Origin of the sequence: Collinsella sp. BIOML-A6 (assembly GCF_009875845.1) — a bacterium.
GTDB lineage: Bacteria > Actinomycetota > Coriobacteriia > Coriobacteriales > Coriobacteriaceae > Collinsella > Collinsella aerofaciens_H.
In genome coordinates this window covers 33,883-49,990 of sequence record NZ_WWSL01000001.1, presented here as the reverse complement: position 1 = coordinate 49,990, position 16,108 = coordinate 33,883, and the positions used below count along the sequence as shown (strand labels likewise).

The 16,108-nt window shown below is 58.5% G+C and carries 15 protein-coding genes, 1 pseudogene and 1 riboswitch; of the genes and pseudogenes, 11 read left to right on the top strand and 5 right to left on the bottom strand.

Annotation, left to right across the window (positions count from 1 at the left end; translation table 11 throughout):
• The first annotated feature begins 3 nt into the window (after positions 1 to 3).
• The 4 genes from GT495_RS00220 to GT495_RS00205 all read left to right on the top strand — a co-directional run bounded on the left by GT495_RS00220 (position 4) and on the right by GT495_RS00205 (position 3,056).
• Positions 4 to 1,164, top strand: a complete 1,161-nt coding sequence (locus GT495_RS00220) for an Mbeg1-like protein (RefSeq protein ID WP_161161108.1) — start codon at positions 4 to 6, stop codon at positions 1,162 to 1,164.
• 111 nt (positions 1,165 to 1,275) lie between these two features.
• Entirely contained in the window at positions 1,276 to 2,280 is a 1,005-nt protein-coding gene (locus GT495_RS00215) for a nucleoid-associated protein (protein WP_022094136.1), read from the top strand.
• Positions 2,281 to 2,364: 84 nt separating this feature from the next.
• A complete protein-coding gene (locus tag GT495_RS00210; RefSeq protein ID WP_161161107.1) occupies positions 2,365 to 2,715 on the top strand; it encodes a hypothetical protein in 351 nt (116 codons plus the stop codon).
• Positions 2,712 to 3,056 (top strand): addiction module toxin RelE, encoded by a 345-nt coding sequence (locus GT495_RS00205; protein ID WP_161161106.1) that lies wholly within the window; start codon positions 2,712 to 2,714, stop codon positions 3,054 to 3,056. Before GT495_RS00210 ends, GT495_RS00205 begins: the two co-directional genes overlap by 4 nt.
• A 230-nt stretch (positions 3,057 to 3,286) precedes the next feature.
• Here GT495_RS00205 and dapD read toward each other — a convergent pair whose 3' ends face one another.
• Genes dapD through dapA form a run of 3 tightly spaced genes read right to left on the bottom strand, consistent with a single transcriptional unit; the run spans position 3,287 to position 7,088 of the window.
• The gene (dapD, locus tag GT495_RS00200) at positions 3,287 to 4,006 is read right to left on the bottom strand and encodes a 2,3,4,5-tetrahydropyridine-2,6-dicarboxylate N-acetyltransferase (protein ID WP_161161105.1); all 720 of its coding nucleotides are present in this window, start codon (positions 4,004 to 4,006) and stop codon (positions 3,287 to 3,289) included.
• A gap of 39 nt (positions 4,007 to 4,045) precedes the next feature.
• Positions 4,046 to 4,786 (bottom strand): 4-hydroxy-tetrahydrodipicolinate reductase, encoded by a 741-nt coding sequence (dapB, locus tag GT495_RS00195; protein ID WP_204986862.1) that lies wholly within the window; start codon positions 4,784 to 4,786, stop codon positions 4,046 to 4,048.
• Positions 4,779 to 7,088: a 4-hydroxy-tetrahydrodipicolinate synthase gene (dapA, locus tag GT495_RS10785; protein ID WP_161161104.1), complete on the bottom strand. Its 2,310-nt coding sequence runs from the start codon at positions 7,086 to 7,088 to the stop codon at positions 4,779 to 4,781. Before dapA ends, dapB begins: the two co-directional genes overlap by 8 nt.
• Before the next feature lie 65 nt (positions 7,089 to 7,153).
• Positions 7,154 to 7,322, bottom strand: a riboswitch (Lysine riboswitch).
• Between the two features lie 146 nt (positions 7,323 to 7,468).
• Here dapA and GT495_RS00185 point away from each other — a divergent pair.
• The 6 genes and pseudogenes from GT495_RS00185 (at position 7,469) to GT495_RS00165 (ending at position 12,474) form a co-directional block, all read left to right on the top strand.
• Positions 7,469 to 8,656 carry an amidohydrolase gene (locus GT495_RS00185; RefSeq protein WP_161161103.1) on the top strand — a complete coding sequence of 396 codons (1,188 nt, stop codon included), beginning with the start codon at positions 7,469 to 7,471 and terminating at the stop codon, positions 8,654 to 8,656.
• Positions 8,657 to 8,820: 164 nt separating this feature from the next.
• Positions 8,821 to 9,162 (top strand): HigA family addiction module antitoxin, encoded by a 342-nt coding sequence (locus GT495_RS00180; RefSeq protein WP_161161176.1) that lies wholly within the window; start codon positions 8,821 to 8,823, stop codon positions 9,160 to 9,162.
• 143 nt (positions 9,163 to 9,305) lie between these two features.
• Positions 9,306 to 10,070 (top strand): hypothetical protein, encoded by a 765-nt coding sequence (locus GT495_RS10780; RefSeq protein ID WP_240128041.1) that lies wholly within the window; start codon positions 9,306 to 9,308, stop codon positions 10,068 to 10,070.
• A gap of 41 nt (positions 10,071 to 10,111) precedes the next feature.
• Positions 10,112 to 10,279 (top strand): annotated as a pseudogene (locus GT495_RS11060) (hypothetical protein); the annotation flags it as partial.
• Positions 10,280 to 10,349: 70 nt separating this feature from the next.
• Positions 10,350 to 10,964 carry a hypothetical protein gene (locus tag GT495_RS10775; RefSeq protein WP_240128040.1) on the top strand — a complete coding sequence of 205 codons (615 nt, stop codon included), beginning with the start codon at positions 10,350 to 10,352 and terminating at the stop codon, positions 10,962 to 10,964.
• 244 nt (positions 10,965 to 11,208) lie between these two features.
• Positions 11,209 to 12,474 (top strand): ATP-binding protein, encoded by a 1,266-nt coding sequence (locus GT495_RS00165; protein WP_161161102.1) that lies wholly within the window; start codon positions 11,209 to 11,211, stop codon positions 12,472 to 12,474.
• Between the two features lie 142 nt (positions 12,475 to 12,616).
• Here GT495_RS00165 and GT495_RS00160 read toward each other — a convergent pair whose 3' ends face one another.
• Together GT495_RS00160 and GT495_RS00155 are read right to left on the bottom strand one after the other, a co-directional pair.
• On the bottom strand, positions 12,617 to 13,750 hold the full coding sequence (locus GT495_RS00160; protein ID WP_161161101.1) for a glucosaminidase domain-containing protein: 1,134 nt from the start codon (positions 13,748 to 13,750) through the stop codon (positions 12,617 to 12,619).
• A gap of 235 nt (positions 13,751 to 13,985) precedes the next feature.
• The gene (locus GT495_RS00155) at positions 13,986 to 14,618 is read right to left on the bottom strand and encodes an MOSC domain-containing protein (RefSeq protein ID WP_204986860.1); all 633 of its coding nucleotides are present in this window, start codon (positions 14,616 to 14,618) and stop codon (positions 13,986 to 13,988) included.
• Between the two features lie 220 nt (positions 14,619 to 14,838).
• Here GT495_RS00155 and GT495_RS00150 point away from each other — a divergent pair, with 220 nt between their 5' ends.
• Positions 14,839 to 16,095 carry an ATP-grasp domain-containing protein gene (locus tag GT495_RS00150; RefSeq protein WP_161161100.1) on the top strand — a complete coding sequence of 419 codons (1,257 nt, stop codon included), beginning with the start codon at positions 14,839 to 14,841 and terminating at the stop codon, positions 16,093 to 16,095.
• Positions 16,096 to 16,108 lie beyond the last annotated feature (13 nt).

Here is a 16,108-nt window from a genome sequence, read left to right as displayed (position 1 = left end):
GCCATGTCGGATTCGCCTAATTTCTTGACCTATGCCCAGACGGCGTTTGATTCGTTTGAGGAGCGGTCGTTCTGCGCGGTGGATAGCCTGGTCTTTGCGTGGTTGTCCTATTTGCGTTTGCCGGGTGATATGGCGGAGCTGACGAACTGGCAGGGCCTAGACGTGCGTGAGCTGCTGCGTGCCGAGTGCTACCGGGACATGATTGACGACTTGTGGGACCCGGAGGGGAGCAGGGCCTTGTTGGAGGCCGTGGCGGCAAGCCCTCGCTACCGTGGCGTGCACGTTTGCGGCTATCGTGCCGTGAGCGATATGGTGGCGACAGAGCAGTTTGCAGCCATGGCGTTCCGGTTTCCGTCGGGGTTTAGTTATCTTTCCTTTCGGGGGACCGACAGCACGATCGTGGGCTGGAAAGAGGACTTTAACATGGCGTTCCGGTGTCCTGTGCCGGCTCAGGAATCCGCGGCGCGCTATGTAGACGAGGCGGCGGATGCGATTGACGGGCCGCTTTTGTGCGGAGGTCATTCCAAGGGTGGAAACCTTGCGGTGTACGGTGCGGCGATGTGCTCCGATGTCGCCCGTGAGCGAATCGAACGGGCGTATTCCCATGATGGTCCGGGCTTCGTCGAGGAGTTTCTGAGCGGAGACGCCTTTGCCGATCTTTCCGGTCGAATTGACAAGACACTACCTCGGTCGTCGATCTTTGGCATGATGTTCGAGACGCAGGAGGACTATGCCATCGTTGAGAGCACCGAGTTCAGCCTGCTGCAGCACAATCCCTTTAGCTGGGTGGTTGATGGTCGCGACTTCGTGTACTGTGAGCGCCTGTCCGCCGGTGCTCGATACGTTGATGGCTCCATTCGCGAGATGCTGCTTGCAGTGGGGCCTAGCGAGCGCGAGCGTTTTGTAGATGCCTTGTTCTCCGTGTTTGAGGCTACGGGTGCTGAGCGGTTTGCGGATATCGCTGGGAATCTGCGCGAGAGCCTGCCCGTGATGCTCCAGGCTGCGCAAGGTTTTGACAAGGATACGCGACGCCTTGTCTCGCAGACCATCGTGGCAATCCTTAAATGCGCGCTGCTGCCCAAACGACCCCAAATCGACATGCCCGCTGCCGGCAAGAGTCTGGCAGAACAGCTCGAGGCTTGGCAGTCCGAACTCCTGCGCTAGCCATTGGTGCAGAGCAACCTGTCCCCGATGCACCATTCTTCGATGCGCCTGGGGCGGGCTCGACCGCTATACTGGTTCGTGCCGAAATCGATCTAGAACGGAATGCCGTATATGAAAATCAATCACGCGATTCTGCATATCCTGGACTTTGACTCTGCCGTCAACGTCATGAGCCAGCGCGAGCTCGATATCGAGAGCCGTACCGTGCGCAACTTCGTGACCACGCATCTGCGCCGCGCGCGTACCTCGGCCGACAATAAGCGCGCCACGTTTGCCGAGAACTCTGCGTTTGGCGGCGAGCTCAAGGGCTATTTCTTTGGCGAGCGTGAGTTCGTGGACCTGTCGCAGCAGATTGCGGAGTTTATCTCCTCCGAGCTCACCAAAGCCGAGAAAGCCGAGTCCACCGACGTGCTCGTGGCCGATTTTGACGACGATGAGGATGCCCGCTGGTTTGCCGTGATGCTGCTGGGCTCCAAGCAGGCTTTTATGCACGAAGTGGGCCGCGAGGAGGGGGAGGTGCGCAACGACATCGCGCGCCACTACGCCATTCTGCCGAACCCCTCGCAAAAGGTGCCGAGCTATGCCATCGTGCGCGCGAGCACTATGGAGATCGGCTACGTGGACAAGAAGCGCAAGATCGCCGGCGAGGATCGCATGCTCATTCCCGACGGCCTGCTGCAGTGCGACACGGGCGTATCGGGCAAGGAGGTCATCGACACGGTGACGCGCGTGGTCGAGGAAGTCGCCGAGGAGCACGGTGCCAATACGGCCGTGGCGCTCGCCAAGGTCAAAGCCGCCGTCGCCGAGAAGGTTGAGGATGACGAGGAGCTGCCGCCGTGGGATATCGTCGATGAGGTCTTTGAGGACGAGCCAGTCATCAAGGAGAGTGTGCGTGCGGCGCTGACCGAGGAGAAGGTTCCCGAGCGCGTCCCCGTGGAGCGCAAGCAGGTTGAGCGCGCGGCGGTGCGCAATCATAAGATCCGCACCGATACGGGTATCGAGATCAGTTTCCCGGCCGAGATGGGTTCGAACTCCGAGTACATCGAGTTCGTTAACGAGCCCAACGGCCTCATCTCCATCGAGCTCAAAAACATCGGCAGCATCGAGAATCGATAAGGCTTTTTACTTTTGAATAAAAGTCTGGATTATATTTTGAAGTATAATTTGAAATATAATCCAGATTATTTTTTGGAGGTCAAAATGTCCCCACTTGTTCTGGAAAAACCGGTGTTTACAAAAGACCAGGTTGTTTCTGCTACCGAAGCAAGCAAGTCTTTGTCTGCCATTCGTAAACGCGCAAAACGCGCGCCTCAGTTCATTGCCGATCATAATGATATCGATACCGTGATTATCGACTATGCTGCCTATGAGGAAATGTACGGCGCGCTGCAGTATCTGCGTGAACTTGAGATAAATCACATCGCCGCGGATCGAGTCAAGCATGGTCCGCATGAGTTTGTTCCGTTTGAGGACGCCTTAACTGCCGAGGAGCTCGCGGAGCTTGAGTCGATAGACCCGGGCACCATTCCCGACGAGGATCTTTTCGAATGAGCGGGCATTTTGTCGTCGGCTTTTTAAATCGAGACGTCGAGAAGGAATATCAACAACTTGATGGATCCCAGCGAAGACTCGTCCGCATTGCAGTCGCAAAATTAAAGACGCGTGCTGATGAAATCGGAATGCCGCTTCACGGCGAGCTTGCCGGCTGCAAAAAGATCAAATGGCGGAATGCGGGACTCCGAATGGTTTTTCGGATCCGGGAGGACGGAATGGTTGAGATTGCCGAGATCGTGGCAATAGGGCGGCGCGACCGTTCCGAGGTCTATAAGACGGCCGCAGAGCGCCTGTCAAAGCGGCCTGCCATGGTTGAATACGACGGAGCCCTGAGATGATGAAGGCCGAAGCTCCGATGGTGCTTCGGCCTTCTTTGTTTTCGGCTTGGTTGCGGACATTGCGCTACAGGTTGAGCATACGTCAGCGAAAACGCCCCTAGGCGAGCAAGGCGACGTGAAAGAAGAGGACATTGACCTTCTGGTCATGCCCGACGATTGAACGTCAGATTGCCGTTTAGGGGCGTTTGTAGCGTCGACCTGTTACGCGGTTTGTCAAAACTGCGTAACTATTAGAGCTGGCGTAGGCCTTCCTCGAGACCGGTCTTGCTGTCGGTCTTCTCGTCGCGCATCTTGATGACGCGGGCGGGGACACCGGCCACTACGGCGCCGGCGGGGACGTCCTCGACGCACACGGCGCCGGCGGCAACGACAGCACCCTTACCCACGTGCACGCCCTCCAGGACCACGGCGTTGGCGCCGATCATGACATCGTCCTCGATGATGACGGGCGTGGCGCTGGCGGGCTCCACAACGCCTGCCAGTACGGTGCCGGCGCCGATGTGGCAGTTCTTACCCACGGTGGCGCGGCCGCCCAGCACGGCGCCCATGTCGATCATGGAGCCTTCGCCAATGACGGAGCCGATGTTGATGATGGCGCCCATCATGATGACGGCGCGATCGCCAATCTCGACGCGGTCACGGATGATCGCGCCCGGCTCGATGCGGGCGTTGATACCCTTAAGGTCGAGCATGGGCACGGCGGAGTTGCGGCAATCGTTTTCAACGTCGTAGTAATCGATGGAATCGGCGTTGGCGTCCAGGATGGCCTTAAGCTCATCCCAGTCACCAAAGACGGTCTTGCCACGTCGACCGCCGTAGACGTGTGCATTGCCCCACTGGACCTTCATGCCCGGCTTCTCGCGCACGTACAGTTTGACGGGCGTCTTTTTGGGCGCGGTGGCGATGTAGTTGATAATCTCCTGCGCATTCATCTCGGCTGCGTTACTCATATGCTGTCTCTCCTTTGAGCGGGTACGGTTGATAACTAGTTAGGCGAACATGACCTGGTCGAACGTATAGAAGCCGGGTTCGCGGGTGACGAGCTTCTGCGCGGCTGCCAGGGCGCCGTTGACGAAGATCTGACGGCTCGTGGCGCGGTGGGTGAGCGTGACTTCCTCGTCCTGGCCAAAGAAACTCACCTCGTGCACGCCAGCGATGGTGCCGCCGCGCAGCGAGTGCATGCCGATCTCCTTGGGGTCGCGCGCTCCGCACATGCCCTCGCGGCCATAGACGGGATGGTAGCCTGCCTCGGGCTCAGCTTCGACGACAGCGTCGAGCAACAACTTGGCAGTGCCGCTGGGGGCGTCGACCTTTTGGTTGTGGTGCGTCTCGACAATCTCGCAGTCAAAGCCGGGCAGCTCGCGTGTGGCCTGGGCTACCAGATGACGCAGGGCGGCGATGCCGATGGAGTAGTTGCCCGAGTGCATGACCCGGGCGTTCTGGCCCAGCTCGCGCAGGCGGTCCATCTGCTCGGGCGTATAGCCCGTGGTGCCCGAGACCAACGCGGCGCCTGTACGCTTGACATAGGCGACGACGGCGTCGAAGGTCGCAACGTTCGAGAAGTCGATGATGGCGTCGGCTGCCGGGGCGCTCTCGAGCTCGGACAGATTAAAACCGATCTGGGCGACGATATCAAAAACGGGCTGACCGGCGGCGTCGACAATGCCTTCGGCGGTAGTGCGGATGAGCGAGCCCATGCGGCCCGTTCCCATAATGACGGTCTTAATCAAGCAGACCAGCTCCCTTCAGAGCATCGGTAAGTGCAGCGCGCGTGTCGTTGGCCATGGGGCACAGCGGCATGCGGTAGTTTGCCTCGATCATGCCCATCTGTGCGAGTGCTTCCTTGACGGGGATGGGGTTGACCTCGCTAAAGAGGGCGTTGATGAGCGGCTGGCCGGCAATTTGGATGTCGCGGGCACGTGCCACGTCACCGTCCAGATAGGCACGGCACATGTCATGCACGAGCTGCGGCTGAACGTCGGCCCACACGCTGATGGTGCCCGAGGCGCCCAGGCTCATGAGCGGCACGGTGAGCGCGTCCTCGCCCGAGTACATGCGGAAGTCGTCGGACAGCAGGTGGGCAATCTTGGCCGCGTAGGCGACGTTGCCCGAGGCTTCCTTGATACCCATGATGTTGGGGTGTGCGGCCAAGCGCTCTACGTTGCGCTCGCTGATGCTGCAGCCGCAGCGGCCGGGGATGTTGTACAGGATGCAGGGGATGTCCAAGGCGTCGGCGACGGTCTTAAAGTGCCGATAGATACCCTCTTCATTGGACTTGTTGTAGTAGGGGGTAATGAGCAGCAGGCCGTCGGCTCCCAGGCCTTGGTAGGTGAGCGACTTGGTGAGCATGGTCTGCGTGGAGTTGGAGCCCGAGCCGGCAATGACGGGGACGCGGCCTGCAACCTGCTTGACCACGGCGGCGACAACGGAGTTGTCCTCGTCATCGGTCATCGTGGCGCTTTCGCCGGTGGTGCCCAGGGTGAGGATGGCGTCGGTGCCGTTTTGCAGGTGGAAATCGATAAGGCGCTCGAGTGCGTCAAAGTCGACACTGCCGTCCTTTTTAAATGGCGTGACGAGGGCGACAATCGAGCCCTCGAGGTTGCGGACATCCATATTCTTCTCCTTCGCTTCTGCGATCTGGATGCGTTTGTTCCATTGGGCGGCGACGGCCAGGCGTTCGTCCTGGGCGCGACGACGGGCGCTTTCGGCGCGCGATTTTGCCAGCAGCTCGCGGCCGCACGGCAGCACGTCGAGCGTGGCAAAGTAGTCGCCCGGGCGCTCGGCGCGACGAATGAGATCTGCCGAGCCGTCGGGGCGCAGCAGGACCTCGGCGGAGCGCAGACGGCCGTTGTAGTTGTAGCCCATGGAGTAGCCGTGCGCGCCGGTATCATGGATCACGAGCACATCACCCATGTCGATCTGCGGCAGCTCGCGGTCGATGGCGAACTTATCGTTGTTCTCGCACAAGTTGCCCGTGATGTCATACGTGTTCGTGACCGGTGCTGCGGTCTTGTCGGAGCCACCCGGCTGGCCCATCACCGTAATGTGGTGGTAGGCGCCATACATGGCAGGGCGGATCAGATCGACGGCGCTTGCGTCCACGCCGATATAGTCCTTGTAAATCTGCTTTTCGTGGATGGCCATAGTGACCAGGCAGCCGTAGGGACCCATCATAAAGCGGCCCATCTCGGTGTAGATCGCCACATCGCTCATGCCGGCGGCGACCAGAATCTCGTCGTAGGCTACGTGTACGCCCTCGCCGATGGCGTTGATGTCGTTAGCCTGCTGCTCGGGCAGGTAGGGGATACCCACACCGCCGGACAGATTGATAAAGGCGACATGTGCGCCTGTCTCGCGCTCCAGGCGCACGGCAAGCTCAAAGAGGATGCGCGCAAGCTTGGGATAGTAGTCGTTGGTGACGGTGTTGCTGGCAAGGAAGGCATGGATGCCAAAATTCTCGGCGCCCTTGGCCTTGAGCATGCGGAAGGCCTCGAAGAGCTGCTCGGTGGTCATACCGTACTTGGAGTCGCCGGGGTTATCCATGATGCCGTTGGAGAGCTGGAATAGGCCGCCCGGGTTAAAACGACAGCTTACCGTCTTGGGGATGGGGCCCGCGACGCGCTCAAAGAACTCGATATGGCTTATGTCGTCAAAGTTGACGATGGCGCCCAGTTTATCTGCAAGGGCAAAATCCGCCGCCGGTGTGTCGTTGGACGAGAACATGATGTCGTGGCCGGTGATACCCAGCGAGCGGGCAATCATGAGCTCGGTATAGCTCGAACAATCGCAGCCGCAGCCGTATTCGTTGAGAATGGAGATGAGCGCCGGGTTGGGATTGGCCTTGACGGCAAAGTATTCCTTAAAGCCTGGGTTCCACGCAAAGGCGTCGCGCACCTCTTGCATGTTGCGGCGGATGCCCGCCTCGTCGTATAGATGAAACGGCGTGGGAAACTGCTCGACGATATGCTCGAGCGTCTCCTTGTCCACAAACGGCTGTTTGGCCGCATATGCCTCGTTGGGGGTCAATGCCATGTCCCGTAAACCTCGCTATCCAGACGGCGCCATCGGCGCATCGAATCCGTATAGCGTGGACCCAATGTCCGGATAGCGCTCCCGCATTGCTGCAGACAGTCCTGCGAGTGTTTCCCGCAGGCCCACCAGGCTGTTCGTGCCCGAAAAACCCAGTTCGGCGGGTTTCGCCTCCCCGCGGGGTCAAAGTCTGCCGACTCGCCCGCGGCTCTTCGTGCCCGCGCCTCTATCAAGTGGTAAAGACCCTACCACGTTGCACTTTACCAAACAAGAGTATTCGTATATAACGTTTAAAAAATGTAGGGATATGCTGGAAATAAGGGTGCGGCAATCTTGCGGCACAATTAGATGGCAACTGGCGCGCACCTATGAAAGGAACCTTTATGACCGAGCTCCAAGAACTCCGCCGCTATCGGCGCGACTTGCACAGGATCCCGGAGCTCGACTTCGATCTTCTGCAGACTATCGCCTATATTGAGGGCGTGTTGGCGCCGCTCGCCTGCGAGGTGACACATCCGTGTCCCAGCTGCGTCTGCGCTTTCTTCGATGCCGGTACGGGCGCCGCGCGTGCTACGGCGATTCGCGCCGACATGGACGCCCTGCCCATTGCGGAGGCGACGGGAGCTGGTTTTGCCTCGACCCATCCCGGCAAAATGCACGCGTGCGGACACGATGGACACATGGCCATGGCACTTGCGGCGGCAACCTTCGTTGATCGCACGATTCGTGAGCAGCCGGGCGCCATTAAACGCAACGTGCTCTTTGTGTTCCAGCCTGCCGAGGAGACGACCGGTGGCGCCAAGACAGTGTGCGAGAGCGGCGTGTTCGAGCGCTATGGGGCAGATCGCATCTTTGGCTTCCATGTATGGCCCGATTTGCCTGCCGGTACGTTGGCGAGCTGCCCCGGTCCGCTGCTGGCGCGCTCAAGCGAGACGCACATTCATATCCATGGCGCGAGCATCCATATCGCCAAGACCTACGGCGTTCCAGTCGAGGAATCGCATGATGCCGCGCTGGCAGCGGCCAAGTTCTTGGTTTCCGAGCGCGAGCTCATGGACGAGTTGGGTGCCGACGAGCCCTGCATTGGTAAGTTCGGCCTGCTGCAGGCCGGTACGGTTTGCAACGCGGTGGCGGGGGAGGCCCATGTCGCGGGCAGCTTGCGCGTGTTTACGGACGGTATGTTCGACCGTGCGCGCGAGGGCGTGCGCCGCGTGTTGGACGAGGCCTGCGCCGCAACAGGCTGTACGTACGATCTCGACTTTGCCGAGGGCTATCCGCCGGTCGACAACGACCCCGAGCTGTTCGCTCATATTGCGCCTGCCTTGCCCGAGTTGCAACTTGTGGACGAGCCGCTGCTAATCGCCGAGGATTTCGCGTTCTATCAGCGCCATCTGCCGGGCGTATTCTTCTTGCTGGGCACGGGCGTGCCGGAGGGTCAAGAAAACCCGAGCGACTCGGATGGCTGTCCCGCCTATGCCACGAGCGCTCTGCATACCGATACCATGCTCTTTGACGAGGAAATCCTGCTCAAAGGCCTCGACGCCTACAAGCGATTGCTTTTGCTTGGTTAATTGGCGAAGAACACCTGCTCTAAAAAAACACGAACATATGTACAATATAATTGAGATGTAAGTCTATAGAAACGTTTAACGTTATTAACGTAAGGCGATACGATAATTGCATCGTAATGAGCGCTATCGGGTCTGTTTTGAGTGGAGACAGGGGATGGCTTGGAATGTCGAAATCGTCGATTATCACAAGTGATGAGACTGCGTCCGATTTGCTGCCGCCGGTGACTCCTGGTGAGCTTCTCAAAGAGGAATTTCTTGTCCCCATGGGCATTTCTCAATATCGCCTTGCTAAGGAGACCGGGATTCCGGCTCAACGCATTGGGCAGATTATCTTGGGGAGGCGTCGTGTGACGGCCGACACCGACCTCCGTCTTTGCCGTTATTTTGGCCTGACGGATGGTTATTGGCTGCGCGCTCAGGTGGCGTTTGACCTTGAGGCCGAGAAAAGGCGCATCGAACCGGAACTGGATAAGATCGTTCCTGTCCAGCAGGCTATCGCATTGTAGGGTTCAAAGATGTTGAGGTTGGAGTGACGATGGGGCGACGCTGACGGACTGCCGTGTATAGTCCGGGTGGATGCGGGTGTGGCTTGTTGCGCTGCCAGCGGACGGTCGAGCAAAGTGCGTTTGCTTGGCGTTTGGATAACTGCATGGGCTGCAAGGAACACGACTTTGCCGCCCCGTCGCTTTCGGATTACTTAAAGCAGTTGCTGCAAGAGAAGGGGCTCGAGCGTTCGCGCGTGGTACGTATGGCCGACCTCAACGAGACCTTTGGCTATCAGATCTTTACCGGTTCGCGCAATCCGAGCCGCAATATGGGGCTGCAGATTGCCTTTGCAATGGCGCTGTCGATGAAGGAGACCAACCGCACCCTGACGGCTGCCGGAGTGAGCGTCCTTAACTGCAAAGACCGTCGCGATGCAATCATTATCTTTTGCATCGACCGTGGCTGTAGCCTCCAAAAGGTCAATGAAGAGCTGACTGCTTCACTCGTCGAGCATTTGGCGTCGCTCGACCGCGATAACAGCTATCGTGTGGAGCGCGTGCTCAAGTTTTCGGATGTCGAGACGACCGAGCTCGTGTACTTTGAGGGCTCTGGTGGCGGGTCTCTCGGCCCCTTTGTTCGCAAACGTATCAACGCATCGGCCCAGATTGGCGGGGTGTATGAGCACCTGTTTGCGGCCCAGCGCGCCGGGCTACGTTATGAGCACTTGCCTCGGATTGTCGATTGTCGCCGCATGGGCGACGAGTTTTGCGTGGTTATGGAATATGTCGAAGGCGAGACACTCGGGGCGTTGGTGGGGCGCTTGGGGGCGACGCCCGATTATGCCCGCGGGCTGTATCCCGTTTTGTGTGAAGCGGTAGGCGAGCTGCATGCTGGTTTTGCAGCCGCGGGGGAGCCGGGGTACTGGTAATCCACTGCGACCTTAAACCCTCGAACATCATCGTATCGGGCGTGAGGTATGCGGCCGATGCTGGCATGACCTTCTCGTCGCTGGTGATTATCGACTTGGGGATCGCGCACGTTTGGCGCGATGGCGCCGATGCCGACACTGTCAAATTTGGCACGCGACCCTATGCGCCGCCCGAGCAGTATGGGTTTGGGCAGACGAGCGTCCGCAGCGATATTGACGCGCTTGGCGCGCTGCTGTTCTTTTGCCTGACGAGAACTGACCCTAAGCCGGGTCCAGAATATGCGCGAGCAATGCGAGGCCCTCGACGTTCCCGCCCCGCTTGCCGATGTTATCTGCATGGCGATAGCGCTCGATCCGGCCAAGCGCTTTGCAAGTGCCGCAGCGCTGGGGCACGCTGTGCGCGCGGCATACGGGCTGTGTTTGCCCGGGGCGAGCTCGATTCGTGTGACGGGGCCTTCAATGGCACAGGTCGCTCTGCAAATGACGATATCTTCCGTACGGCAGCCCCAAGATGTCTCGCCGGCGGCCCCTTGCCGCAAGAGCCTGCTTTCACGGATCCCGGAACCCATTGGGCGTATATGGAACGGCATGATCTATGCGGCAACCTTGCTGCTACTGGTCGGAAGCCATTTTGCCGTATTCCAGCCCACGGGAGCCAACCGCAGTTATCCAATGTGGTTTTTGGCCCTTGAGTTTTTTCTTATGGTCGATGGCATGGTGGTGCTCATCTCGTTTGGCATGCTCGACCGCCGCAGGCTTCGGCGCCGCTTTCCCGTGCTTGATCGTTATCGGGGCCGTGGGTTTGTCACGCTGTGGCTTAAGGCGCTGGGAATTATGTGCGTCATCATGATCGTGATTATTGCCGTCGGCAACGCAACCGGTATAGTCGCCTAATGTAGGGCACCGCTCAAATAAAAAGGGCCCAAACGAGGGTCGCCTGATGTGCAGACGGGGCGAGCGCCCATCCTCATTCGTTTCGTGACGGTCAAACCGCTCAACGCTTCGAATCCCTGTCGATCGTCACCACAGATAACCGTCAATTGTCACCACAGAACACCGTCAATCCTCACCACAGATTACCGTCAATCGTCACCATGCAGCTGGTAAAATACCTAATATGGGTAAGGAAGGTGGCACTATGGATAGGTATGTAGATAGATGCATCGATAAGGCAATTGGCCGTAATATCAATATCTTCGGTGCGGTTCTCATTCAGGGTCCCAAGTGGTGCGGAAAAACCACTTCGGCTAGCCGTTTTGCTAAATCGTCCTTGTCTCTTTCTGATCCTGCTGGAAATTTTTCCGCTCTCCAGCTGGCCCGGATCGATCCTGCGCAAGCATTAGCGGGACCGTCTCCCAGGCTCATTGATGAATGGCAGGAAGAGCCGAAACTGTGGGATGCTGTGCGTTTCGAGTGCGACGCAAGGAAGGGAGAATCCGGTCAGTTTATTCTTACGGGTTCGGCAACGCCTCGGGATTCGATGCAGCCGATGCATAGCGGCGTTGGGCGAATAGCCAGGTTGCGAATGGACACCATGACGATGTTCGAGCTTGGCGTTTCTTCTGGCGCGGTTTCGATCGGAACGCTGCTTTCCGGTTACCCTGCCAAGCAGGCTGTCGGGTCAATCTCCGGCATCGCCGGAATCGCCGATTTGCTGTGTCGTGGCGGTTGGCCTCAGGCGATGGGGAAAACGACTGACGATGCCATGCAGATAGCCGCTGCCTATGTTGATGGCGTATGCGAATCGGATGTTTCTAGAACTGATGGCGTTAAGCGCGACCCGGTCAAGGTCAGGTCTCTTTTGGCATCGCTAGCGCGGAATGAGTCGACGCTTGCTGGCTCAAAGTCTATTGACAAAGATATCGGTACCGGCGTTTCGAAGAACTCGGTCTCCAGATACATGGACGCCCTGAGACGAATCAATATCATCGACGATATCCCCGCTTGGCATCCAGCGCTCAGGTCTCCGGTGAAGCTGCGGCAGGGGGCGAAGAGGCATCTCGCCGATCCTTCGCTTGCCGTTGCGCTGCTCGGAGCAAATCCGGAGTCGCTGGCATCTGACCCGAAGACACTGGGGTTGCTCTTCGAATCCCTCGTCTTGCACGACCTCAAGGTCTACGCCTCCGCAAATGACTCGCTGTTGTCCCATTATCACGACGCCGACGATCTTGAAGTCGATGCCGTTATACACAGGCGCGATGGAACATGGATTGCCGTGGAAGTAAAGCTCGGAAGCCCTCAAATCCCCGAGGCATCTGCAAATCTGCTTCGGCTGGAGCGAAAGCTGGTCGAGCGTGGTGAGAAGCCGCCCGTGGCCAAACTTATCGTCATCGGGTTTGGCATGCCGGTTCATACAACGCCCGAGGGCATCATCGTTGCTCCCGTTGACACACTCGCGCCATAACGTTGTGGTGGGATCACCTTGCCTTCGAAAGGGGGGTCAGTCTCAAGCGACTTTTCCAACACTCACTTATGCCTGTATGCCAATTCTGGTCTAGCAAGGTCAAAGAAAAGGGACCCCGTTTGGGGCCCCTTTGCAGTTGCACTTAAATACGGTTCATTTGATTGGCGACCTTGTTGTACCAGTCCTGCCACGTGGGCGGGCAGTACTTCTTGGCGGCTGCCGGGGTAAGCGTGGAGCCATAGTTGGCACCCAGGTAGGCAACGTGGGCGGAGACGGCCTCGCTCCAGCTGCCAAAGCTACGCCAACCACCGCCGCGGGCACTCCAGCCCCAGGCGTTATAGGAGCCGGCGCAATAGAGGCCCTTGCTGCTCTCGATGCAGGCGATGGCGGGGGACCAACGGGGATCGACGCCGGTATTCCAGGCGGCGACGGCAAAGTTATAGCCCTGACCTGCCATGGGGGAACCGGCGAGGTAGTTGTCGATGCGGCTCGTCCACTCGTTAATGAACGAGTCGTAATCGGAATTGCCGGTATTGGAGTTGCTCGGCGTAGTGTCGATGGTGGTGTTGGCGTTATTTGCTTGGCTATTGGAGTTATTGCCACTCACGCCGGTACCCGAGAGCTTCTCGGCGGCAGCGGCTTTGTCGGCCTCGAGCTTAGCCAGTTCGGCGGCATTTTCCTGCTCGGCCTTCGCTTGCGCCTCGTTGCGGAGCTGCTGTGCCTGCGCCAGCGCGTCCTCGGCATTCTTTTGTTCGCCCTCGAGCTGAGACTTGGCCTGCTCGAGGGCGGTTTTGTTCTGCTCGAGCTCGGTCTGCATCTTGTTAAGCTCTTCGATCTCGTCGACGCTTGAGCTCGTAATCTGGTTGGTGTATTTGCAGGTGGTGATAAAGTCACCCAAGCTCTGCGTGTTCACCAGGAAGCTCACGATGGGGCTGGTGCCCTTCTGGTACTTATACAGATCGCGCATGGCGGAGCTTGCCTTGGCCTGCTGCTCGGGCAGCTCGGCCTCAATCTTATCAATGTTCGCCTCATTGGAGTCGATCTGCTTTTGCAGATCCTCGAGCTTGGTTCGGGCGTCGTTGTAGGCGCTCGTGGCGTCCTCGATTTTTTTCTGGGCGGCGGAAAGCTGATCCTGCGTTGCCTGCGAGGCGGCATAGGCCGCGACGGGGGAGAGCATCGGCGTGGCCGTCAGCGCGACGGCGAGCGCGGCGCTCGTGATGATACGAACCGGCTTCGACGCGATGAGCGCTGCGGTGCGATGGTTCGAATGCTGCATCCAGTCCCTCTGCAATCAATCGTAGGTTATTGGTCGAGGTGTATTCTACTACTGCTTTCGACCTCAACTTGAACCTTAAAGGTTCTAAAGGGTCAAGTTGAACTTGAGGCTTTGGCCTTGACCTGCGGGAACAGTGAATTGTTGAGAAACCATAGAGTTCAACTTTAACGTTACGGCACCCTGTTGCAACGGGATTCTTAGCTGTAAAAGCCACCTTAACGTGGGGTTTTTGCAACTATAGGGTTCCCTCGCGGTGAGCCTGCTCCACCTCTTGGAGCGCCTCAGCCGGCGTAAACGAACAGGTACCGTCGCCGAGCCTGACCACCTGGACGTCGTCGCCGGTATGGGCTTCTCCGCCTTGTAGCACCACGCCGAAAATGCCCTCGTGGGGAAAGATGCAGTCGCCGGCGAGATAGTAGATGGCACAGCGGGTGTGGCAGACCTTGCCGATCTGGCTGATTTCGACGAGTACTTCGTTGCCAATCTTGAGCTGCGTTCCCAGAGGGAGCGAGAGCAGGTTGATGCCCTGGGTTGTGAAGTTCTCGCCAAAGTCGCCCTCGTGCACATCGAGCCCGCGCGCCTGCGCCGTCTGGATAGACTCTGCAGCTAAAAAGGAAACCTGGCGGTGCCAATGCCCGGCGTGCGCATCGGAGGCGAGGCCAAACTGCTCGATGACGGTGTCGTGCCCGTCGGCGACGGGTGACTTACGCGTGCCTTTGTGCTCTGACGTGTTGATTGAGACGATGCGGGCAGGCCCGTTGTAAGCATCGTTTGCGGTGCGTAGGGGAGCTGACGCATGGGCACGATCCGCAAGTTCGCGCTTTGCGGCGTCAATGATGGGGTTGTTGATCGGATGAGCCTGGGGCACGGTGCACCTTTCGACGGGGCGGGCAACATGTCGAATCCTACAACAACGGTGGGTTCATTGCCCGTTGTCGTACACCGGTGATTGCCGCCTTCGTGCTGGATAATTACGCCGATTGCCATAGATACGGTGGAGCTTTGGGCGCCGCCGGCTCGGCACGCTAGAATAAATCAGTTGCACAAAGACCGCCCGTCGTGTGGGCAGTTCATGATAGGAAGTTTCCATGGCATTGCAGTTTACAGAGCGCGAGTTTATTCCCGTGCTGCTCGGCGGCGACATCAACGCGTATTCGGTGGCACGCGCCTTCTACGAGGAGTATCAGGTCAAGAGCCTGGTCTTTGGCAAGTATCAGACGGGCCCTGCGTATCGCAGCCAGATTATCGACTACACGCCTAACGTGGATATCGACACCATGCCCGTGATGCTTAAGACCGTCAACAGTATCGCTCGGGCACATGCCGACAAGACGATTGTCCTGATGGGCTGCGGCGATAACTATGTTGCCCTGGTGGCTCAGGCCAAGGATGCCAACGAGCTGGCGGATAACATCGTTGCGCCTTACGCGCCCTATAGCATGCTTGAGCAGTGCCAGAAGAAGGAGATCTTCTACGAGCTGTGCGAGAAGCACGGTGTGCCCTATCCGCATACGTTTACCTTTACTGCGCAGATGCTCACCACGCAGGGAGAGGCGCCTGCCGAGGTGCTCGACCAGATTGACTTCCCCTACCCGATGATCCTGAAGCCTTCCGACGGCATCATGTGGTGGCAGCATGAGTTCGAGGGTCAGAAGAAGGCTTATGAGATTGCCGACCGCGCCGAGCTGGAGCAGGTTATCCGCGATTCCTATGCCAGTGGCTACACCGATGACCTGATTTTGCAGGATCGCGTGCCCGGCAATGACGAGTACATGCGTGTGCTCACCAGCTATTCTGACCGCAACGGCAAGGTTCGCATGATGTGCCTGGGTCACGTGCTGCTCGAGGAGCATCAGCCCCATGGCGTCGGTAATCACGCCTGCATCATCACCGAGCCCAATGATGAGCTTATGGGTGGCGTGCGCAAGCTGCTCGAGGACCTTCACTTTGTGGGCTATTCCAACTTTGACGTCAAGTATGACGAGCGCGATGGCTCGTTTAAGTTCTTTGACTTCAACACCCGTCAGGGCCGCAGCAACTACTACGTAACCAACAGCGGCTTTAACGTTGCCAAGTATGTGGTGGACGAGTATGTGCTCAACCGCCCGTTTGAGCCGGAGTTTGTGACGGCGCAGGACGAGGCACTGTGGATGGTCGTTCCCATGGGCGTCGTCGACAAATACGTCAAGGCTCCCGAGCTGCGCGCGAAGGTGCATCGTCTTGCCAAGGAGGGCAAGGGCGCCGATCCCTCGTTTATGAAGGGAGACTTTGTCTTTAACCGCTGGTTGCGCATGTGGCATACCAAGCTGCGTCACTATAAGCTGTTCAAGACGTATTACAAGTAGACGAGCGTGGCGC